19 protein-coding genes are annotated in these 22,905 nt (G+C 37.8%); 17 read left to right on the top strand and 2 right to left on the bottom strand.

Going from position 1 to position 22,905, the window contains the following annotated elements; translation table 11 throughout:
* Positions 1 to 11: 11 nt before the first annotated feature.
* The 5 genes from MKX78_RS20800 to MKX78_RS20780 are packed head-to-tail and all read left to right on the top strand — an operon-like array spanning position 12 to position 5,084.
* A complete protein-coding gene (locus MKX78_RS20800) occupies positions 12 to 836 on the top strand; it encodes a metallophosphoesterase family protein (protein ID WP_341052197.1) in 825 nt (274 codons plus the stop codon).
* An 18-nt stretch (positions 837 to 854) separates the two neighbouring features.
* The gene (locus tag MKX78_RS20795; RefSeq protein ID WP_341052194.1) at positions 855 to 2,180 is read left to right on the top strand and encodes an ABC transporter substrate-binding protein; all 1,326 of its coding nucleotides are present in this window, start codon (positions 855 to 857) and stop codon (positions 2,178 to 2,180) included.
* Positions 2,181 to 2,204: 24 nt separating this feature from the next.
* Positions 2,205 to 3,167, top strand: coding sequence for a carbohydrate ABC transporter permease (locus MKX78_RS20790; RefSeq protein ID WP_095373598.1), 963 nt, complete (start codon positions 2,205 to 2,207; stop codon positions 3,165 to 3,167).
* A gap of 13 nt (positions 3,168 to 3,180) precedes the next feature.
* Positions 3,181 to 3,996 carry a carbohydrate ABC transporter permease gene (locus MKX78_RS20785; RefSeq protein WP_341052192.1) on the top strand — a complete coding sequence of 272 codons (816 nt, stop codon included), beginning with the start codon at positions 3,181 to 3,183 and terminating at the stop codon, positions 3,994 to 3,996.
* Positions 3,997 to 4,016: 20 nt separating this feature from the next.
* Positions 4,017 to 5,084 (top strand): ABC transporter ATP-binding protein, encoded by a 1,068-nt coding sequence (locus tag MKX78_RS20780; RefSeq protein ID WP_095371845.1) that lies wholly within the window; start codon positions 4,017 to 4,019, stop codon positions 5,082 to 5,084.
* 244 nt (positions 5,085 to 5,328) lie between these two features.
* Here the strand turns inward: MKX78_RS20780 and MKX78_RS20775 are convergent, their stop codons facing one another.
* Together MKX78_RS20775 and MKX78_RS20770 are read right to left on the bottom strand one after the other, a co-directional pair.
* Entirely contained in the window at positions 5,329 to 5,754 is a 426-nt protein-coding gene (locus tag MKX78_RS20775; protein WP_095371846.1) for a VOC family protein, read from the bottom strand.
* A gap of 420 nt (positions 5,755 to 6,174) precedes the next feature.
* Positions 6,175 to 6,480: a YkvA family protein gene (locus MKX78_RS20770; protein WP_095371847.1), complete on the bottom strand. Its 306-nt coding sequence runs from the start codon at positions 6,478 to 6,480 to the stop codon at positions 6,175 to 6,177.
* Between the two features lie 350 nt (positions 6,481 to 6,830).
* Between MKX78_RS20770 and MKX78_RS20765 the strand changes: the two genes are divergently transcribed.
* From MKX78_RS20765 to MKX78_RS20710, 12 genes are all read left to right on the top strand, one after another.
* Positions 6,831 to 7,898, top strand: coding sequence for a YecA family protein (locus tag MKX78_RS20765; protein ID WP_307319554.1), 1,068 nt, complete (start codon positions 6,831 to 6,833; stop codon positions 7,896 to 7,898).
* Positions 7,899 to 8,088: 190 nt separating this feature from the next.
* The gene (secA, locus tag MKX78_RS20760; RefSeq protein ID WP_307319552.1) at positions 8,089 to 10,614 is read left to right on the top strand and encodes a preprotein translocase subunit SecA; all 2,526 of its coding nucleotides are present in this window, start codon (positions 8,089 to 8,091) and stop codon (positions 10,612 to 10,614) included.
* A 130-nt stretch (positions 10,615 to 10,744) separates the two neighbouring features.
* A protein-coding gene (prfB, locus tag MKX78_RS20755; protein WP_157733891.1) for a peptide chain release factor 2 occupies positions 10,745 to 11,855 on the top strand; the annotation gives its coding sequence in 2 pieces (ribosomal slippage) (positions 10,745 to 10,816 and positions 10,818 to 11,855; 1,110 coding nt in all).
* A gap of 211 nt (positions 11,856 to 12,066) precedes the next feature.
* A complete protein-coding gene (locus tag MKX78_RS20750; RefSeq protein ID WP_341052186.1) occupies positions 12,067 to 13,281 on the top strand; it encodes a hypothetical protein in 1,215 nt (404 codons plus the stop codon).
* A gap of 553 nt (positions 13,282 to 13,834) precedes the next feature.
* Complete coding sequence (locus tag MKX78_RS20745; RefSeq protein ID WP_370873423.1) at positions 13,835 to 14,677, top strand: YitT family protein; 843 nt, start codon at positions 13,835 to 13,837, stop codon at positions 14,675 to 14,677.
* Positions 14,678 to 14,733: 56 nt separating this feature from the next.
* Entirely contained in the window at positions 14,734 to 15,087 is a 354-nt protein-coding gene (gene cccB / locus MKX78_RS20740; RefSeq protein ID WP_095371853.1) for a cytochrome c551, read from the top strand.
* 526 nt (positions 15,088 to 15,613) lie between these two features.
* On the top strand, positions 15,614 to 16,300 hold the full coding sequence (gene ftsE / locus MKX78_RS20735; protein WP_095371854.1) for a cell division ATP-binding protein FtsE: 687 nt from the start codon (positions 15,614 to 15,616) through the stop codon (positions 16,298 to 16,300).
* Positions 16,290 to 17,183 (top strand): permease-like cell division protein FtsX, encoded by an 894-nt coding sequence (gene ftsX / locus MKX78_RS20730; protein ID WP_095371855.1) that lies wholly within the window; start codon positions 16,290 to 16,292, stop codon positions 17,181 to 17,183. The genes ftsE and ftsX overlap by 11 nt, the downstream gene beginning before the upstream one ends.
* Positions 17,184 to 17,274: 91 nt before the next feature.
* Entirely contained in the window at positions 17,275 to 18,657 is a 1,383-nt protein-coding gene (locus tag MKX78_RS20725; RefSeq protein ID WP_307318912.1) for a murein hydrolase activator EnvC family protein, read from the top strand.
* A 290-nt stretch (positions 18,658 to 18,947) separates the two neighbouring features.
* Positions 18,948 to 20,384, top strand: a complete 1,437-nt coding sequence (locus MKX78_RS20720; RefSeq protein WP_307318907.1) for a S41 family peptidase — start codon at positions 18,948 to 18,950, stop codon at positions 20,382 to 20,384.
* A gap of 482 nt (positions 20,385 to 20,866) precedes the next feature.
* Complete coding sequence (locus MKX78_RS20715; RefSeq protein WP_370873422.1) at positions 20,867 to 22,069, top strand: PDZ domain-containing protein; 1,203 nt, start codon at positions 20,867 to 20,869, stop codon at positions 22,067 to 22,069.
* Between the two features lie 168 nt (positions 22,070 to 22,237).
* Positions 22,238 to 22,903, top strand: coding sequence for an ATP-binding cassette domain-containing protein (locus MKX78_RS20710; protein WP_307318902.1), 666 nt, complete (start codon positions 22,238 to 22,240; stop codon positions 22,901 to 22,903).
* The last annotated feature ends 2 nt before the right edge of the window (positions 22,904 to 22,905 follow it).

Below are 22,905 nucleotides of genomic sequence, written 5' to 3'. Positions count from 1 at the left end.
GGGAAATGAACATGGATAAATTAAGGTTTGCTCATTTATCAGATACACATATTCTAAGAGAATATAAAGGCAGTTTAATTGAAACATTAACAGGTGTTGACAATAATCCAACTGAAACGTTGAAAGGAATACTACAAGCAATCACACAAGATGAAAAAGCGCCAGATTTCATTTTAATTAGTGGGGACCTTGTTCACGAAGGGACAGTTGAAGATTATGCTTTCTTAGCTAAATTACTAGAAGATCATATCATAGATATTCCTTATTATTTAGCTTTAGGGAATCATGATGTGACAGAAGCTTACTGGGAAGGTATAGGCAACGTAAAAGGAGAGAAGCGGGACTTATTTTACGAAGCAATTATTCAAGGCTATCGCCTAATCGTACTAGATTCTAGCTATGATCATAGTGGAAAAGGTGTAGTGAGTGAGGAACAACTCCAATGGTTAAAGGAGACATTAGCTCAGCCTGCCCCTAATGGTTCGATTGTTGTTGTCCATCATCCATTGGAAGCTGGACATGTGGTCGATGGCCATAGCTTATCGAATTCAGCAGAGGTATTGGCTATTATAAAAAATACCGATGTCAAACTAGTTCTTAGTGGTCATACTCATCAGAATAAAGTAACTACCTATGAAAATATTCTATTATCTACTGCGGGAGGAACTTCTTTTAGTATGGAAATTGGTCAAGAATTAGCTTCGTTTAATAATCGTACGGGCTATAGCATATGTACATTAGGCGAAAATGGTGCAAGTGTAGAACAAGTTAGGTACCCAGATAAGTTTGATACATTTTTATCAGTAGAATTGAAGCAGATGCTTCAGTATTCTTAAGTGAAGGGGGAGAGGTAAATGGTTAAATTAAAAAGTAAGAGGCTCTTTATTATGCTCATTCTATTGTTAGGTATCGCTTCAGTGTTAAGTGCTTGTAGCTCTTCTGACGCTTCAACCGTCTCACAGGAAATGGGAGAATTAGACCCAGAGAATCCTACAAAGATAACTTTTTATTCTTATAGTTTAGCTGCTCCAACAATGAAAGAGGGTATGGAACATCTAATTAATGAGTTCAATGAAACAATTGGAAAAGAAAAGGGTGTCATTGTTGAAGGGGTTGCTGATGCCTCTTATCAACAGTTTAAGGCAGATATTGCGGCTGGAAAAGCGGTTGATATTGTTCAACATACTTTTTCAACATTAGATAATTCAAGAGAAACTCTCGGATTCCAAGCTTATGAAGATGTGTTTCCAGCAGAAGAATTAAACAATCATTTCAATGGCATTTCAGATAATGCATTGAGTTTAGGGAAAATTGATGGAAAGACATATGGGTTGGCATTTACATTTAGCACACCGATTGTTTTTATGAATGGAAAATTATTCGAAGAAGCAGGCTTAGATCCAACAAAGCCACCACAAACGTGGGATGAGATTAAGGAATATTCACTTAAAATAAATGAAGCGACAGGCAAAGATGGCTTTGCGTTAGCACCGGATAATGGTTGGACAACTGAAGGTGTGATATTAAGTAATGGAGGCAAAGTACTTTCTGATGATCGTAAGGAAGCGCAATTCGCAAATCAAGAAAGTATTGAAGCGATTGAAATGTGGAAGGATCTCTATCAAAACGGTGCCCATGCAGTTGGGAGTGATACGGAGTTACCCGAGCAATTTATGGCTGGTAATCTAGGAATGTACATTACTTCTACTGCATTGCATAGCGGATTTAAAAATGCTTCCGAAGCAGGTGGCTGGGAACTTTACGGCGCTGGTTTACCATCATTCGGAAACAATCCGTCTGTACCAGTGAACTCTGGAAGTGTTTTAGCTGTTAGACCAGATAATGATGTGAAAAAGGCAGCGGTGTGGGAGTTTATTAAATATGTTACTGGTAATGAAGGCTATACAATCATAACTTCTGAGGTAGGCTATTTACCGCTCAGAACAGAGTTAGCTGATGATCCCAATTATTTAAAAGGATTTATTGACGAAAATCCATTATATAAAATCAACTTGGAGCAATTGAAAAACATCCAACCAGCAGTAATTTGGCCAGCGGAATATGCAACTGAAATGTCCAATATATTTAGAGATGCGATTGTTCAATCGGTTTCAACGGATGCAGATGTAGAAAAAACTTTAAAAGCAGCAGAAGAAGAAATTAACCAATTAATACAATAGGTGTTCATGAGAGAAGGGAATCTTATGAGTGAGGTAAAAAGCATAATCGTATCAGAGCAAGGAAAAAAAGTGAACGGGCAGAAAAACAGACGTGTTGCTCGTTCACTTATAAAATGGAAACCTTATTTATTTTTACTACCTGCAATTCTTTTATTAGGGGTTTGGATGTATAAACCGTTACTATCTACTTTTGTTTTAGCCTTTCAAAAGTGGAGTATGGTCCCAGGCACAGAACCTATTGCAGTAGGGTTAGATAATTTTATTCGCTTGTTCCAAACTAAGGACTTCGTTCAATCTATTGAAAATACAGTTTTTTATACAGTGGGTATACTACCTTTCTCTATCATCATTCCAATGCTTTTAGCTGTAGCAACAAATGGGTTAAATGGCAGAGTGAAAAATGTGTATCGGGCAATGTTTTTCATCCCAATGATATTGGCACCAGTAACTGTAGGGGCAATCTGGAGATGGCTCTTTCATCCTGCCAATGGATTAGTCAATATTACATTACAAAAACTTGGAATCACCGATGCAAACATCTCTTTCTTTACTGATCCAGTCTATGCGAAATGGCTCATTCTTTTGATGACAGGATGGGGCTTGATTGGATTTAGTACGATTATTTTCTCTGCAGCATTGACCAATATTAACAGAGATTATTTCGAAGCAGCAGCTTTAGATGGTGCGACGAAATGGAAGCAATTAATGACGATCACTATTCCTTTATTGTCACCAACAATATTGTTTATGCTCACAATGAGTATTCTATTTTCTAGTCAATTTACCTTCGCTTATATTGATATTTTAACAGCAGGCGGTCCGTTCGGTACGTCAACGAATATTTATTATGAGATGTATAAATATGGATTCAGTAACTTAAATGCAGGATTAAGTTCAGCAGCCGCGACGTTATTTTTTATTGTATTTGCGATCATTGCTATCGGTTTAAATGTGTTAACGAAAAAATTTGCATTCTATGATAATTAAGGGAGTAAAAGTGATGAAACGGATAAAATCAGTAACGGTACTTCAGCATTTTCTATTAATAATGATGAGTATCATCGCTATTTTCCCACTATATTGGATGATTATCTCTTCATTTAAAAATGAATCTGAAATTTTCACAAGTTCTTTTATACCACAGGCACCAACATGGCAAAATTATCTATATGCATTCGCAGAAATGCCTATTATACAAATGTTATTTAACTCATTTGTAGTTGCTACTTTAATGACGATTTTGCATTTGTCAACCAGTTTATTAGCGGGGTATGCATTAGTCCGATGGAGTTTTAAAGGGAAACTTTTAATTTTTACATTACTTAGCTTAACTTGGCTGATTCCTTTTCAAGCGGTAATGATTCCAAACTATGTGTTGATTAATCAAATAGGCTTAAATGAAAATCCATTAGGTATTGTCTTACCATTCGCTGCATCAACCTTTGCTATTTTATCAATCTATCAAAGTTTTAAGTCATTTCCTACAGCACTAATTGATGCGGCAAGGTTAGATGGAGAGTCTGACCTCGGTATTTTATTAAGAATTATCCTTCCAAATATTCGTTCGACCGTCATTTCATTGGGCATTATTCTTTTTATTAATGCTTGGAATGAGTATTTATGGCCAATGTTAGTGACGAAAGAAATGGAGAATGCACCCATTCAAATTGGATTGAAGTCTTTTGTCAATTCGGATGTGAATATGTGGGGATCACTGATGGCAGCTACAACTATCTCATGTATACCGATATTACTTATCTACTTATTTTTACAAAAACATATCGTTGACTCTTTTGTTCGATTTGGCATCAAATAAATAAGCTGGAGGCGTAAATTATGGGGAGTATTAAAGTTGAACAAATGAAGAAATCTTTCGGTCAAAAAGAAATACTAAAAGGAATCGATGTTGATATACCAGATGGATCCTTTGCCATTTTACTAGGTCCTTCAGGATGCGGTAAGTCAACGCTATTGCGTATGATTGCTGGTTTAGAAGAACCGACAAGTGGGTCTATTTTTATTAATGACCAAGATATTACCTATAGCGAGCCTAAAGACCGTGATATCGGCATGGTTTTTCAAAATTATGCATTGTATCCGCATATGACAGTATTTAAGAACATTGAATACGGATTAAAAATAAAAAAAATAGAGAAAAACAAACGTCTGATCATGGTAAATAAAGTGATTGAGATGGTGGAGTTAACAGAACACGCTAATAAGCGTCCAGGTGAGTTATCAGGGGGGCAAAGGCAAAGGGTGGCGTTAGCGAGGGCTATTGTTAAAAGGCCGCACGCGTTTCTAATGGACGAGCCTTTGTCCAACTTGGATGCAAAACTGAGGAATCAAATGAGACAAGAACTTATTGAATTACAAAAAGAATTACAAACTACCTTTCTTTATGTCACACATGACCAAATTGAAGCGATGTCAATGGGGTCATATATCATTATTATGAACAATGGTCATATCATGCAAAAAGGGACACCGAAGGAGATCTATACAAATCCAGCCAATCTATTCGTAGCACAATTTATCGGCTCACCCCCCACAAATATATTGTCTTATGGTGATTATTCCATCGGTATCCGACCAGAAAATATGAGTATGAAGGAAGATGACCTTAATGTGAATGCTGATTATGTATTAACAGGTGCCGTTGTTTCTACTGAACATTTAGGTGGAGAATCTATCTATTGTCTTACAACGGATTGGGGGAAAGTTTTTGTAAAAGGTGAGTCCACTTGGCAAACACCTACTAAAGAATCCCTAATCGCATTTTCAAAAGAAGATGTCTTGGTATTTGATAAGAGTGGGGAAAGAGTGAGAGATGTTAATTTGGTAGAAAATCTTTTAGCAGATATGAAGGTAAGTAATAATAGAAGAGAACCAGTAGTTTTATAACAGGTATGCGCAATTCCAGGTAGGAGATTGCGCTTTTTTAAGTTTTGTAGGGGCCACCGGGAATTATTCATTTGCCGAATCGAATTTTTTCTGGTGCTTCTTTTATTTGTGCCCCCACAGTAAAATTTCGACGTTTGTTGTATCGCTCACAACCTTTGCTAAATATCGCTTATTTTAGGATACATGATCAAAAAGCTGAATAAACAAAAGCCCCTTCTAAAGTAGAAGAAAGGGCTGATTTACATTAGTCTTGCGGAAGAGCTGAAACTTGCCACTCTACTCCATATTTATCAGTTACTTGTCCATATGATGGGCTCCAAAACGTTTCTTGTAGAGGCATTGTAACTTTCCCCTCTTTAGACAATTTCTCAAATATTTGTTTTGATGAATCCACTGAATCGATTTGAATGGCAATGGTTACTTGATTTCCAATCGTATAAGGAGCTCCAGGAAAATTATCGGAAAGCATCATAGTGGTATTGCCTACTTTAAATTGAGCATTCAATACACGGTCCTGTGCTTCACTTGGAAGTGGGTGATCCGGATCCTCTGGCATCTCTCCAAATGTTTGCAACGAAATAAGCTCTGCGTTAAAGACATCAACATAAAATTGCACTGCTTCTTTTCCATTTCCGTTTGTTACTACATAAGGGTTTACTGCTACAATCATTTTTAGCACCTCATCGTCTCATTTTTTTACCACAGAATATTTATTTGTATACCTTGTATCAAACTTTATTTCTATATTTCTACTAAAACAGATTTACACCTTCTATTTCGTAAAAAAAAGAGAAGCATTTAAGCTCTCTCTTAACTTCATACTTTAGATAATCCGAAAATAGTGTTAATAAGTACCCTCTACCATAGCCTTTATCTGCCTGGGAAAATCAACAGGCATAAGTTTCTTTAGATTCCCCTTCATAGGAGATTACGAAAGGAATATTCTTTCAAAAGTCACTTCGACTTCACTTCTTACCGACAGCCTTGAGTAAACAAGATTTTTGCTTCAATAGCTTACATTGATTCATTGTCTTAATTAAACGCAAAAAAAGCCCTCAACAAGAACAGAGGGCAATCCACATATAAGCATTTATTTCTTCACGGGTTTCTGGTTGTCATCCAAGAGCTTCGAGTACTTCAGTTTCAACCGGTCCGGTGCATATTTAACCATGCTTTGGAGGATAAAGGTTGTGAAGAGTACATCATCTGTGATACCGATGATATAAAGAAAGTCTGGAATGAGATCTATTGGAATGAGAATATAGGCAATCGATACGCCTACAGGAAGTAGTTTCTTCCATAAAGGAATATCTTTAGCTGCTAAGTATTCAAAGAAAAAAGGAATGAATCTCCAGAAGGTTAGGACAAACCCAACACGTTTAAAGAATTTCTTCATCTTCCTCTTCCTTTCCGAGTGTTGTCTGTTATTTCCCTCATCATACCTGTTGAGATGATTATTGACAATCTAAATGCTGTTTATGTTCATTACCCCTACTCTTTAGAAGATATCCTTTACTCTATCAGTTGAATTATACTGAATCATTCCATCTTTTCTAATTTTCTATTAAATGACCTTAGCCCTAGATTAATGTTAGTATAGAATAGCGATAATTTTGTAGGTTAGCCGGGGGCACTTATTGTGAGTCGGCTTTTAGTTGAGTTGGTATATCCGCGATCAACGAAAGTAGATAACTAATCATATATAATAGAACAAGCTGTTCCTAGGTGATGAGAGGAGAATGAAATATGCAAACAGCTGTGAAAATTAATCGAAATGACCCTTGTCCTTGTGGCAGTGGAAAAAAATACAAAAAATGCTGTGCGAAAAAGGAAACAATTACTATTACAGAACTCATTGATAATGAAGTGAGCGAGTTACAAAAAGAATTACGTATTTTTGCGTATCAAAGATATGGTAACGCCATTAGAAGTGAGTATCAACAACTAATGGAAAAATTGGAAGATACCGATAAAGATGACGCGGAATTTTTCGAATTTATGATGCCTTTCTGGTATATTCCGTTTAAAACGGTTGAAGACGGTGAAACGATTCTTCATAAGTTTATTGAACATAAAGAATCAGCTGTCTTAAGACCAAGATTACATGAAATTCTACAATCTTGGAAAGTGGCGATCCCGGTAGCTGGGAAAGTGATTGGACTTGATGATAGAGACCTACATTTTGTAGATACACTGACAAATGAATCGTATACAGTCGTATTAGATGAAGCAATGAATGATTTTTCTGAAGGTTGGTTTGCTTTCGGTGTATTATTCCCATATGAGGACAAATATACCGCTTTCCCTTGCCTATTCGAAGTATCAGAAGGAAAAGCAGCAGATTATGAAGGTTATCTAAAAGATGATTTTGCAGCGATCGGAAATAATCATGCTATCCAATATCTCGAAGATCATTTCTTGGAGCTCATGCATCGCCTTCCAGAGGCAGCAGCAAGTGTAGATATGGATGCTTATGAATGGCCAACCGAAGGGGCTAAACAAGTGGCAGAGCAATTTGAAAAAGATATGACTACAGCGGGAGAATCGCAATGGGTCATTAACTTCGGTGTAGGTGTGTGGGTAGAATACATTAAACAAACGAATAAACGTATTCAAAAAGCAGAAAATTATATTGCTGCACTACGTTATTTTGTTTATGAACAGTCAGGTGTCGAATCAAGTATGACACAAAAAGAGCTTGGGGAAAAATACGGGCTAACAGCTGGCCGCGTATCCACTTACTATAGGGATATTCAGAGCCAAGTAGCTGCATTTATTGACGATATTTTTAATAAAACAAAGCAAGATATTTAAATGGGAGAGAAGCTAGTAATGAATCTAGCTTCTTTCTTTATTATTTCGCCGCCCTATATGACAAAAATTACACCCTCACACCTGACAAAAGTTGTCTCTACCCATGCGAAGTGGTATCATTAATACCATATATCATTGTTTCAGGATGACACATTAAATAGACATCTCCAATAGATAAAGGAGCGTTTGTATGCTTGGGATTTTAAATAAGGTTTTTGATGTGAATAAACGTGAATTAAAACGCCTAACGAAAACGGCGGAACAAATAGAAGCATTAGCTTCGAAGATGGAAGCGCTGAGTGATGAACACTTAAAAGCGAAAACGGGTGAGTTCAAAGAGCGTCATCAAAAAGGTGAATCGCTTGATGATTTACTAGTAGAAGCATTTGCTGTGGTAAGAGAAGCGTCAAGACGTGTGTTTGGCTTATATCCTTATCCCGTACAGTTAATGGGTGGGGCAGCACTTCATGATGGCAATATATCTGAAATGAAAACCGGTGAAGGTAAAACTTTAACTTCGACGATGCCGGTTTATTTAAATGCGATTTCAGGAAAAGGTGTACATGTTGTAACAGTCAATGAATACTTAGTGACTCGTGATGCTACTGAAATGGGACAACTATATGATTTCCTTGGACTAACTGTTGGTTTGAACTTAAATGGTATGTCTAAAGAGGAAAAACAAGCAGCCTATGCAGCTGATATTACTTATAGTACAAACAATGAATTAGGTTTTGATTATTTACGAGACAATATGGTGCTTTATAAAGAGCAAAAAGTGCAACGGCCGTTAAATTTTGCAGTTATTGATGAGGTTGACTCGATTTTAATTGATGAAGCGCGTACACCATTAATTATTTCTGGATCCGCACAAAAATCAACGAAACTTTATTTACAAGCGAATGCCTTTGTTAGCCGCTTAAAGGTAGAGGAAGACTTCACTTACGATGAAAAAACAAAAGGTGTGCAATTAACGGAAGAAGGGATGACAAAGGCCGAGAAAGCTTTTGGCATTGAAAATTTGTTTGATGTTTCTCATGTTTCTTTGAATCACCATATTACGCAAGCGCTAAAGGCACACACAAGTATGCATAAAGATGTGGACTACGTTGTACAAGAAGGCGAAATTGTGATTGTCGACCAATTCACTGGCCGTCTCATGAAAGGTCGTCGTTATAGTGATGGTCTTCACCAATCAATTGAAGCGAAGGAAGGCTTAGAAATTCAGAATGAAAGTATGACCCTTGCTTCCATTACATTCCAGAACTACTTCCGTATGTATGAGAAATTATCAGGTATGACAGGTACAGCAAAAACAGAAGAAGAGGAATTCCGTAACATTTACAATATGAATGTCATTGCAATTCCGACAAACCGTCCTGTTGCACGTGATGATCGTTCTGATTTAATTTATGCAACGGTGGATGGAAAATATCGTGCTTTAGTGGAAGACATAGCAGAACGCCATAAAAATGGGCAACCAGTCCTTGTTGGTACAGTTGCCATTGAAACGTCTGAAATTATCTCAAAATACTTAACGAAAAAAGGGATTCCGCATAATGTCTTGAATGCGAAAAACCATGGTCGTGAAGCAGATATTATTTTAGATGCTGGTAAGTCTGGCGCCGTTACGATTGCTACAAATATGGCTGGTCGTGGTACTGATATCAAACTTGGTGAAGGTGTCAAAGAAGTTGGCGGCTTAGCTGTTATCGGTACAGAGCGACATGAAAGTCGTCGAATTGATAACCAGCTCCGTGGTCGTTCTGGTCGTCAAGGTGATCCTGGTGTCACCCAGTTCTATTTATCAATGGAAGATGAATTAATGCGTCGTTTTGGCTCGGATAATATGAAAAACATGATGTCGAAGCTCGGCATGGATGATTCGCAACCGATTCAAAGTAAAATGGTTTCACGTGCAGTTGAATCCGCCCAAAAACGTGTAGAAGGAAATAACTTCGACGCACGTAAACAATTGCTTTCATATGATGATGTTTTGCGTCAGCAACGTGAGATTATTTATACACAAAGAAATGAAGTGCTTGATTCAGAGAACTTAAGAGAAATTGTCGAGCGTATGGTTCATAGTGTCTTAACACGGAACGTCCACGCTTTTGCTTCACAAACAGAAGAAGATGGTGACGATGAATGGAACTATGAAGGATTAATTGATTACGTTAAAGGAAATCTTCTTCCAGAAGGAACGGTTACGGTGGAAGATATTCGCAGAAAAGAAGCGGATGAAGTAATCGATCATATTTGGGATAAAATCATTGCCTTCTATAATGAAAAAGAAGAAAAAATGCAAAGTGAACAAATGCGCGAATTCGAAAAAGTAATTATGCTTCGTGCTGTTGATACAAAATGGATTGATCATATTGATGCCATGGATCAACTTCGTCAAGGGATTCACCTGCGTGCGTATGGACAAATTGATCCACTGCGCGAATATCAAAAAGAAGGATTCCACATGTTTGAAATGATGATTGCTGCTATTGAAGAAGATGTAGCGAAATATGTGATGAAAGCAGAAATTCGTGACAATCTTCAACGTCAAGAAGTAGCAAAAGGCCAAGCTGTCAACCCGAAAGAAAGTGAAGACGGTAAACAGAAGAAGAAAAAGCCTGTTGTCAAACAAATGGATGTTGGTCGTAATGATCCATGTATTTGCGGCAGTGGAAAAAAATATAAAAACTGCTGTGGTGCAAAAGGTTAACAATATCTGAATAAGAGCCGGCAAAAACCTGTTTATAAGGGTCGCTGCCGGCTTTTTACACGAAGTGTTTCACTTTGCCTGGAGAAGTTATATAATATAAAGGTTAAAAATATGTGTAGAGGTGACCAAGATGGAATTAGCAGAGATTCGTCATGAGTTAGAGAAAACAGCTAAAATTTTAGCGGACTTTAGGGGGTCTCTTTGACTTAGAAAACAAAGAGGCACGTATTGCAGAACTTGATAACGAGATGCTTCATCCTAGTTTTTGGGATGATCAACAAGCCGCACAAGTAGTGATCAATGAGTCCAATGCATTAAAAGAACAAGTCAATGAGTTCAATGATTTAAATGAGACGTTCGAGAATCTCGAATTAACATATGAATTAGTAAAAGAAGAAGCAGATGCAGAGCTACAAGAAGAGCTTGAAACGGAGATCGTCGCTTTATCTAAGCGTTTAGCTGATTTTGAGCTGCAATTGCTTTTAAGTGAAGAATACGATAAAAATAACGCGATTTTAGAACTTCATCCAGGTGCTGGTGGTACAGAGTCTCAGGACTGGGGTTCGATGTTATTACGTATGTACACTCGTTGGGCAGAGAAAAAAGGATTTAAAGTAGAAACATTAGATTACCTGCCAGGTGACGAAGCGGGAATTAAGAGCGTAACATTGTCTATTAAAGGACATAATGCATACGGCTATTTAAAAGCGGAGAAAGGCGTTCATCGACTCGTACGAATTTCGCCATTCGATTCTTCTGGCCGTCGCCATACTTCCTTCGTATCTTGTGAAGTAATGCCAGAATTTAACGATGAAATTGAAATTGATATCCGGACAGAGGATTTGAAAATTGATACGTACCGTGCCAGTGGAGCAGGTGGACAGCATATCAATACAACGGATTCAGCGGTAAGGATTACGCATTTACCGACAAATGTCGTTGTTACATGCCAATCAGAACGTTCCCAAATTAAAAACCGCGAACAAGCAATGAAAATGCTGAAAGCGAAACTTTACCAAAAGAAAATCGAAGAACAAGAGCAAGAATTACTAGAGATCCGTGGAGAACAAAAAGAAATTGGTTGGGGAAGCCAAATTCGTTCCTACGTTTTCCACCCATACTCTATGGTCAAAGACCACCGTACAAACACCGAATCAGGCAATGTACAAGGCGTCATGGACGGAGACCTAGACATCTTCATCAACGCTTACCTACGTTCTAAATTGAGCTTAGGTGAATAAGAAGGAAAGCAGCGTCCGCAATGGAGGACGTTGCTTTTCTTATATTGGTGATAGTTTTAAGTTGGAAACGAGGTTTGGTAAGTGGGGCAGAAGTGAGGGGGGATGAACGCTATGTGAAGCGGGGTTTGCGAGTCACTTGGAAAGAAGAAGGGGAATGAGAATGAGAGCTTTGTAAAGTGGATTAGTGAGCCGCTCAGCAGGAAAATTGGGAATGAGAGCTTCGCAAATTGGAATTGTGAGTTACTCAGCAGGAAAAATGGAAATGAGGGCTTCGCAAATTGGATTAGTGAGTCACTCAGAAAGAGAACCGAAAATGAGAGCTTCACAAGCTGGAATAGCAAGTCACTCAGAAAGAGAAGCGAAAATGAGAGCTTCACAAACTGAATTAGCAAGTCGCTCAGAAAGAAAACGGAAGCTGAGAGCTTCACAAACGGGAATAGCAAGTCGCTCAGAAAGAAAACGGAAGCTGAGAGCTTCACAAACTGGAATAGCAAGTCACTCAGAAAGAAAACCGAAGCTGAGAGCTTCACAAACTGGAATAGCAAGTCACTCAGGAAGAAAACCGAAGCTGAGAGCTTCACAAACTGGAATAGCAAGTCGCTCAGAAAGAAAACGGAAGCTGAGAGCTTTACAAACTGGAATAGCAAGTCACTCAGAAAGAAAACCGAAGCTGAGAGCTTCACAAACTGGAATAGCAAGTCACTCAGGAAGAAAACCGAAGCTGAGAGCTTCACAAACTGGAATAGCAAGTCACTCAGAAAGAAAACGGAAGCTGAGAGCTTCGCAAACTGGAATAGCAAGTCACTCAGAAAGAGAACCGAAAATGAGAGGTTCGCAAACAGAAATAGCAAGTCACTCAGTAAGAGAACCGAAAATGAGAGCTTCACAAACAGGAATAGCAAGTCACTCAGAAAGAGAACCGAAAATGAGAGCTTCGCAAACAGAAATAGCAAGTCACTCAGAAAGAGAACTGAAAATGAGAGCTTCGCAAACTGGATTAGTAAGTCACTCAGCAGGAAAATTAGAAATGAGAGCTTCACAAACTGGATTAGTGAGTCACTCAGAAAGAGAACCGAAGCTGAGAGCCTCACAAACAGAAATAGCAAGTCACTCAGAAAGAGAACCGAAGCTGAGAGCTTCACAAACAGGAATAGCAAGTCACTCAGAAAGAGAACCGAAAATGAGAGGTTCGCAAACAGAAATAGCAAGTCACTCAGCAAGAGAACCGAAAATGAGAGCTTCGCAAACTGGATTAGTAAGTCACTCAGCAGGAAAATTGGAAATGAGAGCTTCACAAACTGGTATTGTGAGTCACTCAGAAAGAGAACCGAAAATGAGAGGTTCGCAAACAGGAATAGCAAGTCCCTCAGAAAGAAAACCGAAAATGAGAGCTTCACAAACTGAAATAGCAAGTCACTCAAAATGAAATCAGAAGTGGAAGCACAGCTACCGTATCCCTTGAAAGGTTTTCACATCTATGTTGAGGAAGAACAATTAGCGCATCCAGTCAAGAAGATTCCACAATGGAAAAAGGATTGAGTTTCTATACGAATTAGAATTATCCGGCTATTCATGGCTACAAAAAATCAAAAAATACAACTAGCTGAAACCAAGCAGCTCCCTTTAAAGTAAGCCTCTCCTTACACCCACCACATGTATCCCTAAAATAAATCTAAATAGAGAACGTATAGTCTTCCCGCATAATCCCATCCACCACAACTCATAATAAAATTTATATCTTTGTTTATTTACCCCTTTAACACAGTAGTTGAATGTCATTTACATAGGATAAAAGCCATGCTATACTCACTCTCTGAAAAGACAAAGGTGATGAAAAGATTGAATTGTGTGCATTTACTCGTAATTGAGACGATTTCTTATTGCCTCGTGTCCTTTAGCAAATGAACATCATATAAGACTTGGCACTAAGGAGGCATTTTACGTAAATGAATACTCAAAAAGTAAATAAAAAGAAACGAATGACAGGATCAGGGAACTCAAAGCTAGTTGAATACGTATTCGTATTGATTGGATCGGCACTTGTCGCTATCAGTTTTAACTTATTCTTACTACCAAATGAAGTGGCCTCAGGGGGAGTAAGCGGGATTAGTACAATATTGAAGGCAATTACAGGATGGGAGCCAGCTTATGTGCAGTGGGCACTAAACATTCCCCTATTTATTGCTGGCGTCATATTATTAGGTGGATCATTCGGTATTAAAACATTAGTAGGAACCATATTCCTTCCTTTCGTCGTTTTCTTAACAAAAGACTTGGAGCCTTGGACTATGGATCCGTTACTTGCCTCTTTGTTCGGTTGTATTGGTGTCGGTTTGGGTCTAGGTATTACTTTCCGCGGGAAGGCATCTACAGGTGGGACTGACTTAGCAGCTCAGATTATTCATAAATATACCGGATTATCTCTCGGTGTATGTGTGGCACTTATTGATGGATTGATTGTGATAGCAGCTGCTGTAGTGTTTGATATTGAAAAAGGTTTATATGCATTAATTGGCCTATATGTAACGAGTAAAACCATTGATATAGTTCAGGTTGGCCTTGGTAGGAAAAAAATGGCGCTTATTATTACTAACCGTCAAGATGAAGTTCGTGATGGAATTTTGAATAAAATTGATAGAGGTGTGACAAAACTATCAGCATACGGTGGATATACAGATCATGAACGTCCTGTTTTAATGTGTGTGGTTGATCAGACAGAGTTCACGAAATTGAAACAACTGGTTCAATCAATTGACCCATCTGCTTTTATCATTGTTAGCGATGCTTCAGAGGTACTTGGAGAGGGTTTTAAACGGGCGTAATATTGGTATAATTTCACTGTAATCTGTAAATTTTCCTATAAAGGGAGGTAAATGTAATGAAGAAAAAGCTTTTATCAATTCTTTTCGGCTCAGCTCTTGTTTTTTCACTCGCTGCATGTGGTGGCAATGATGAGGCAGGTGAAGACACTGCAACAGATGATAATACGAGTGGTGAAGAGTCAACAGCAGATGCGGGAGATGCACAAAAACTGTATGACAATAACTGTATGAGTTGTCATGGTGGCGATCTTTCAGGGGGCGCTGGACCTGCGCTAGATAAAATCGGTGCTAACTACTCTGCTGATGAAATTCACGATATTATTATCAACGGTAAAGGTGCAATGCCTGGCGGACTCTTGAATGAAGAAGAAGCAAATACAGTTGCTGAATGGCTTGCAGCTAAAAAGTAATAAAAGAGAAAAATCGCGCTCACTCACAGCGCGTTTTTTCTTTGGGAAAAATAAAGAAAAATCGACAAATGTGTCATTACCTTAGGGTGAAAAACGTCACTAGCATATCCAGTCAACAATAGAGCTGCTTACATAATATTAAACGGAAAATTGCGACAAAAGAAAGGTCTAATTATCTAATATTGGAAAATAATTCTATTATAATTCCTCAAAAGTAGACATATTTACCTATAATATTACTGTGTTGAAAAGAAAATGTAATAATTTTATGCGTTATTTTGACAATATATGATGTTATAATGGGTGAAGTAAACGTAAGAAATGTTGTTTGATCCCTCGAGTCAATGGTTTTTAGAAGAAGATGTCAGTTTATGTCGATTAAATGCATCTTTATCATTCACACACCGCAATTGCCCCGCCTAAGGAAAAGAAACCCACTTTAACTGATGATTATTTTATAAAAAATAATTGGGTTAGGCTTGCGCAATTTTTACTAAAAATAAACTCCGGATATAAGGTGATCTACATGTTAGAAATGAAAAATGTATATAAAAAATATAAAAATGGTGTTACTGCAACAAATGGCATTGACGTGAAGATCGACCAAGGTGAGTTTGTCTATATCGTTGGTCCAAGTGGTGCAGGTAAATCTACATTTATAAAAATGATGTATCGAGAAGAAAAGCCAACAAGCGGTACAATCACTTTAAATGGAATAGATATGGGTTCATTAAAGAACAGTAAAGTTCCACTCATTAGGCGTAATATCGGAGTTGTCTTCCAGGACTTTAAGTTGCTACCGAAGTTGAATGTATATGAAAATGTAGCGTATACACTTGAAGTTATTGAAGAGAATCCGAAAAATATAAAGAAAAAAGTAATGGATACATTAGATTTAGTTGGTTTGAAGCATAAGGTGCGCATGTTTCCAGATGAGCTTTCAGGTGGAGAGCAACAGCGTGTTTCCATCGCACGATCGATTGTCAATCAGCCTAAGTTGGTTATTGCCGATGAACCAACAGGAAACTTAGACCCTGATACATCTTGGGAAATCATGAATATCTTTGAGGAAATCAACACGAGAGGTACAACGGTTATCATGGCTACCCACAACAAAACGATCGTTAATACGATTAAGCATCGTGTCATAGCGATTGAGAGTGGCAGAATTGTCCGTGATGAGCAAAGAGGTGATTACGGATATGAAATCTAATACTTTTTTAAGGCATATAAGAGAAAGTTTCAAAAGCTTAGGTCGTAACGGTTGGATGACATTTGCTTCTGCAAGTGCCGTCACGGTTACATTGATTCTTGTTGGTGTATTCTTTGCCATTATGATGAACCTTAACCATATGGCTAGCAGTATTGAAAGTGATGTTGAGATTCGAGTTTATATTGACCGAACCGCAACAGAAGAAGATGCCACAGCATTAGAAGAGAAGATAGCTGCACTGCCGAAAGTTGATTCTGTGACATTCTCTGGGAAAGATGAAGAACTAGATAGTTTAATTAGTAGCTTAGGTGAAGAGGGAGAAGCGTTTAAGCTTTTCCAACAGGACAACCCATTAAATGATGTTTACGTTGTGCAAGCAAAAACACCAAGTGATACGATTCCATTAGCTGAGGAAATCGATGAAATGGAATTCACTGCTAACGTGAATTATGGACAAGGAACGGTTGAGAATTTATTTTCTACCATTAACTTTGGCCGTAATATAGGCATTATTTTAATTGTTGGTTTATTATTTACTGCTATGTTCTTAATCTCAAACACGATTAAAATCACTATCGTTTCAAGACGTCACGAAATTGAGATTATGAGATTAGTTGGGGCAACAAATTCCTTTATACGCTGGCCATTCTTTTTAGAAGGGTTATGGCTAGGGTTACTCGGTTCGATTATTCCTGTCGCCGCTGTAGGTACAGCTTATTATTACTTTTATGATTACGTATCGCCAAAACTTCAAGGCCATTTTATTCAACTGTTAGAGGTAACACCATTTGTTTATCAAGTAGGTGCGATTCTCATACTATTAGGCGCAATTATTGGCGTTTGGGGAAGTTTAATGTCTGTTCGTAAGTTTTTGAAAATATAAGGATGCTTGAGCTGAGTTGGCATGAGATGCTGACTTCAGCTCTTTATACATATTTGCCACGGGGAGAAACATACGAGAGGGGAAAATGAAATTGAAGAAAAAGATGGTTACATTATCTTTAGCCGCAATGATGAGTGTTGGAACGGTTACGGCAACATTGCCAACGAATGCTTTTGCCGATAAGCTTGGCGATTTAGAAAGTCAAAGTGAAGAACTTAAGAAAGAGCAATCTAATATTGATTCGCAGATTGATAAGTCTCAAAAAGAGATTGAAAGATTAGTAGGCGAACAAGAGGATGCTAAGACTGCTGTAGAAAGACTAACGAAAGAAATCTCAGATGCAGAAGCGCAAATAGATGAGAAAAACAAAGAAATTGAAGCAAAGAAAGCAGAAATTAAAAAGCTTGAACAAGAAATAGAAGATTTAAAAGAACGTATTAAACAAAGAAATGAACTTTTAAAAGACCGAGCACGTTCGATGCAAGAATCAGGTGGAACAGTTAATTACATAGACGTATTACTTGGCGCACAAAGTTTCAGTGATTTTATTGGACGAGTTGGTGCAGTAGCAACAATTGTTGAAGCTGACCAAGAGATTGTAAGACAGCAAGAAGAAGATAAGAAATCACTAGAACAAAAACAAGCAAAAGTAAAAGAAGATTTAGCTTCGCTTGAAGGTATGCGTAAAGAATTAGAAAAAATGAAAGCAAATCTTGATAACCAGAAAAAAGAGAAGGCTAATCTTATTACAATCTTAAAAGAAGAAGAGGACCATCATCACGCTGAAAAAATAAGTGGTGAAGAAGAAAAAGAATTATTAGCTGCACAAGAGAAAGCTGTTGCAAAAGCAATACAGGCAGAAAAAGATCGTCAAGCTGAAGCAGCACGAAAAGCTGAAGAAGCGAGACAAGCCGAACTCGCAAGACAGGCGGAAGCAAAAAAAGCAGCTGAAGCAGCCAAATCAGCAAAACAAAATGCAGGTACAACTAGCAGTTCCGGCAACAGTGGTTCCGATAGTTCTTCAGAATCTAGTGGTGGACAAGAACAAGTACAAACACCACCTCCGTCAAGTGGAGATTGGATTCGTCCTTCAGCAGGTGTATTAACTTCAGGTTTAGGACAAAGATGGGGCTCATACCATGCTGGAATTGATCTAGCAGCTGCAGGAACAGTGCCTATTTATGCCGCAGCTGATGGTGTGGTCATTCAATCTTACCATTCATCTAGCTATGGTGAAGTCGTGTTTATTGCACATTCTATTAATGGACAAACGTATACAACGGTTTATGCACATATGAGAAGTGGCTCAAGATCTGTTAGTAATGGCCAAACGGTTTCACAAGGTCAACAAATTGGTTTAATGGGTAATACAGGACAATCGACAGGACAACATTTACACTTTGAATTGCATAAAGGTGGTTGGAACCAATCGAAATCCAACGCAATTAACCCAGTTGGAATTGTACCATTGTAAGAGAGGAGCTTTTAAAGCTTCTCTTTTTTCTTTTACCCATCGTACGATATATAAAACAATTTTAGCATAAAAATGGCTCTTTTGATACCTCGATCGAGGTGAAAAAGAGTCATTTTTCACTTTTTTGGATATTTAAAGACTTGTGTTGCCTTTTTTAAGAACAGGAAGGATATGACATCGAGCTTTCTTGGCTAACTTTATGGTTAAACAATTTCACAATCATAACTCGTCCTATTCATTCATATATTGATGAAAGAGCCACAGTTGCTTAAAGAAGGGACGGCGGTTAAGTGGGCAAAAAGAAAGTAGTCATATTAATGGTCATATCATTACTTGTGGGCGCGATAGGTTCCTATGCAGGCTTTCAATTAAAGTTAAATATATCGCAAACAAAACAGCTAGAAGAAATGGGAGGTAGTCAACAGCTTGCATCTGATTTGGAGAAAATGAACGCGGCTTATCAGCTCATTTACAAAAATTATGTTGAAGAAGTTGATGCACATAAGTTAACAGAAGGCGCGATTCAAGGGATGCTTACCACGTTAAATGATGATTATTCCGTTTATATGGATGAAAGTACAGCAAAACAATTTAGTGAAACACTCGATTCTTCATTTGAAGGAATTGGAGCCGAGGTTAGTTTAGTAGATGGTAAGATCATTATTGTATCTCCAGTAAAAAATTCACCAGCAGAGCAAGCTGGTTTGAAACCAAATGACCAAATCATCAAGATTGATGATGAGAGTGTTGAAGGCTTTAATTTATTGCAAGCGACCTTAAAGATAAAAGGAAAAAAAGGGACAAAAGTCAAATTGACCATTATGAGAGAAGGTTTGCAAAACCCGTTAGAAATAGAAATTGTTCGGGCAGAAATACCTCATATTACAGTCAATTCTGAAGTTATAATGCACGACAATGAAAAAGTTGGCTATGTTGAGATTACTTCTTTTGCAACAGATACAGCTAAGGAATTTAAGATTGCTCTCAAGGACCTAGAAGAACAGGGAATGGACAGTTTGTTAATTGATGTACGAAATAACCCTGGTGGACTATTAAAAGTAGTTGACGAAATATTGGAAGAGTTGGTTACGAAGGATAAACCATATGTGCAGATAGAACAAAGAAACGGTGAAAGAATGATGAATTTCTCTCCTTTAGAAGAGAAGAAATCGTACCCTATCGGCGTTCTTATTGATAAGGGTAGTGCATCTGCCTCAGAAATATTAGCAGCAGCCCTCAAGGAAGCAGGTGATTATCCGTTAATTGGTACACAAACATTTGGTAAAGGAACAGTTCAACAACCTGTTCCAATGGGGGATGGCAGTAATATTAAATTGACCTTATATAAATGGCTTACACCTGACGGAAATTGGATTCATAAAAAAGGTGTCGCACCTACTTATGAAGTAAAACAATCTGAACTGTATGAGACTCACCCGATCCAAGTGGAGAAAACGTTAAAAACGGACATGAATAATAATCAAGTGAAGAATGCGCAATTCATATTAAAAAGCTTAGGTTATGCACCTGGTCGAGAGGATGGCTATTATAGTGCTGCAACTGCAACAGCAGTTAGAGCGTTTCAACATGCGGCCGGACTAACAGCAAACGGACAAATTGATGAAAAAACAGCCGAATCTCTTGAAAAAGAAGTCATTAAGCAAAGAAATAACCAGGACAATGATATGCAATTACAAACAGGCTTGCGTATTATGGCAAACCAATAGTGTTTACTCTATATATCAAAGCCGGACAAACTCAATGTTTGTTCGGCTTTTTAATGTGAGGTTGATGAAAAGGCTCCGGAATAAATGGGAAAATAGGAGAAATGTAGCAAATATAGAAGTGCCTGTATATGGTGGATGAACGAAAGCGAAAATCATCGCTTTTTGGGAATTGCGAGTTACTCAAATATAAAAAGGTAATAGCGTTAACGTGTCTTCAAGTTAAAAAACAGAAACGAGAAACAGCTCGGAAACTGCGCGATAGAAGAAACCCTTCTCCCATACGAAAGTAAATTCTAGCGGAAAGAGATTTTCTCTCACTATTTGTCTATATTTTGAATATCGGACACCTATTCCTTGTCATCACTTCTATTATAAGAAAATGTATTTACAAGTAGGAAGAAGACAATGGGTTGGCTATGTTTTTAAAGGGATATTTGGTAGAATATAGTCAGATTAGTAGATTAGATTAATGGTAGAGGTTGGTGGGAAGCTTGGCTGAGGCTTGGGCAATAGAGTTATTGAAGGGGTTAGGAAGGTTATTTCTAAACCCGGTCTTTTATTTAGTATTTCTAGCAGCTGCTTATTACGGTATACAAAGAGTCAACAGGGAAAGACAGCATTTCTTAGTCCGTGCTGAAAATGCCTATTTTGAGCTGAAGCAATTATTGCCTTTAGGGCTCATTCTCGGTATTTCTCTTTCCCTTATTACCGTACTAGCTGGTTTAACTGTTCCTATTGAGTTACTTGTTTTTGCAACTATTGCAACAATTATCATGATACTGACTCCAAAAGCAAGATGGGCGACACCGGCTTATACGGTAAGTATTGGTTTTATTCTTACCTTCTTTGCATTAGAACAGAACTGGCCACTGCCTGCCTTCATCTCAACACAAGTGGAAGGCGTAGAGTACCTATTGCCAGCTGCCGCAATGATTATTGCCTTGCTTGTGATTGCTGAAGGAATAATGATCACCATCAATGGTCCAAAAGGGACGTCTCCAAGACTAATGAAGAGTCGCCGTGGTCAGGTTGTGGGTATGCATGAAGCAAAAAGAATGTGGCTTTTACCACTGTTTTTACTAATACCTGGTGACGCCATTAGTTTGGACTCAACATGGTGGCCATTATTTTCAATTGGAGATCAATCTTATGCTTTAGTAGCTGTTCCTTTCGCTATTGGTTTTCAACAACAAATCCAAAGCAAATTTCCGGCTGTAGCCGTCGCAGCTTATGGAAAAAAAGTAATCTTCTTTGGTGCATTGCTGCTCATTATTGCCAGTGGCGCATTTGTTTATCCAATTGTAAGCTTAGCGATACCAGTACTAGCAATAGTAGGGAGAGAGTGGTTAAATTATCGCCAACGATCTGTAGATGCAAAGGCGGCGTTTTACTTTGCTAAAAAGAATGATGGTTTAATGATTATTGGTGTTGTTCCTCATTCACCAGCAGACAAAATGGGATTAAAAGTAGGAGAAACTGTTCTTAAAGTGAATGGTTTGCAAGTGAATGACGAAAAGGGATTTTATCAAGCATTGCAAAAAAATGCAGCTCATTGCAAACTTGAAGTCATTGACACCAATAATGAAAACCGATTTGTGCAAAGGGCACTTTATAAAACAGATCATCATGAATTAGGTATTCTCTTTATTAAAGAGGAATTTAAGAAAAGTCACCAAGCAGTTTAATATTTTTACCGGTTGTCTCTATGGGGCAATCGGTTTTTTTATTCAATAGATTGTGAAAAGAACATGTCCTTGATTCATTCTATTTATATTCCTAATTTGAGGAAATTAAGATAAAATATAACAAAATTCAGATAACTTGTGTTAAGTTAATCAAAAGGAGGTATTTCATTGACCCATTCGATTTTAATTAAAAATATTTCTTTTCAGTATCATTCAATGGATAAAAGGATTTTTAGTGATGTGAATGTAAGTATTGATGAGCACTGGAAGCTTGCGCTGCTAGGGCGTAATGGTCGCGGAAAAACGACATTTATGAACATTTTAACAAATAAACTTCAATATAGAGGGACGATTCAAACGCCACTGACATTTAAATATTTCCCTGCCTTTCCACCACAAGAGGAGAATTTAACAGTATTAGAGTTATTGCTTAAAGAAAACCCTAATGTTGACCGGTGGAGAATTGATTATGAATTATCACTCATCGGATTACCACCTCATATTAGTCAAAGAAAGTTCCATCAATTAAGTGGTGGGGAACAAGTGAGAGTGTTACTTGTAGAGCTATTCTTAAATGAGGATGCTTTTCCTTTAATTGATGAACCGACAAATAATCTTGATAAAGAGGGACGTAACATGATTGGGAATTATTTGAGAATGAAAGAAGGGTTTATTGTAATTAGTCATGATGAATCCTTTTTAAACCAATTCGTCGATCATGTGTTAGCAATTGAAAAGCAGTCGCTCACCTTAATTAAGGGAAATGTGGATGTGTGGCGAAGAGAGAAAGAGAATGCGGATCAGCTTGCGGAATCTAGAAATAGTAAGTTATAGTC

Origin of the sequence: Cytobacillus sp. FSL R5-0569 (genome assembly GCF_038007265.1) — a bacterium.
GTDB lineage: Bacteria > Bacillota > Bacilli > Bacillales > Cytobacillaceae > Cytobacillus > Cytobacillus kochii.
The sequence above is the reverse complement of the archived record's forward strand: the minus strand, read 5'-3'. Positions and strand labels throughout refer to the sequence as shown.

Bases quoted from the DNA above. Each gene is read 5' to 3' on its own strand.
- ftsE (WP_095371854.1), top strand. From the start codon at position 15,614: ATGTTAGAAATGAAAAATGTATATAAAAAATATAAAAATGGTGTTACT.
- MKX78_RS20785 (WP_341052192.1), top strand. From the start codon at position 3,181: ATGAAACGGATAAAATCAGTAACGGTACTTCAGCATTTTCTATTAATA.
- MKX78_RS20750 (WP_341052186.1), top strand. From the start codon at position 12,067: ATGAGAGCTTCGCAAATTGGAATTGTGAGTTACTCAGCAGGAAAAATG.
- MKX78_RS20770 (WP_095371847.1), bottom strand. From the start codon at position 6,480: ATGAAGAAATTCTTTAAACGTGTTGGGTTTGTCCTAACCTTCTGGAGA.
- ftsX (WP_095371855.1), top strand. From the start codon at position 16,290: ATGAAATCTAATACTTTTTTAAGGCATATAAGAGAAAGTTTCAAAAGC.
- MKX78_RS20765 (WP_307319554.1), top strand. From the start codon at position 6,831: ATGCAAACAGCTGTGAAAATTAATCGAAATGACCCTTGTCCTTGTGGC.
- MKX78_RS20795 (WP_341052194.1), top strand. From the start codon at position 855: ATGGTTAAATTAAAAAGTAAGAGGCTCTTTATTATGCTCATTCTATTG.
- MKX78_RS20775 (WP_095371846.1), bottom strand. From the start codon at position 5,754: ATGATTGTAGCAGTAAACCCTTATGTAGTAACAAACGGAAATGGAAAA.
- MKX78_RS20780 (WP_095371845.1), top strand. From the start codon at position 4,017: ATGGGGAGTATTAAAGTTGAACAAATGAAGAAATCTTTCGGTCAAAAA.
- secA (WP_307319552.1), top strand. From the start codon at position 8,089: ATGCTTGGGATTTTAAATAAGGTTTTTGATGTGAATAAACGTGAATTA.
- MKX78_RS20745 (WP_370873423.1), top strand. From the start codon at position 13,835: ATGACAGGATCAGGGAACTCAAAGCTAGTTGAATACGTATTCGTATTG.
- MKX78_RS20790 (WP_095373598.1), top strand. From the start codon at position 2,205: ATGAGTGAGGTAAAAAGCATAATCGTATCAGAGCAAGGAAAAAAAGTG.
- MKX78_RS20800 (WP_341052197.1), top strand. From the start codon at position 12: ATGGATAAATTAAGGTTTGCTCATTTATCAGATACACATATTCTAAGA.
- cccB (WP_095371853.1), top strand. From the start codon at position 14,734: ATGAAGAAAAAGCTTTTATCAATTCTTTTCGGCTCAGCTCTTGTTTTT.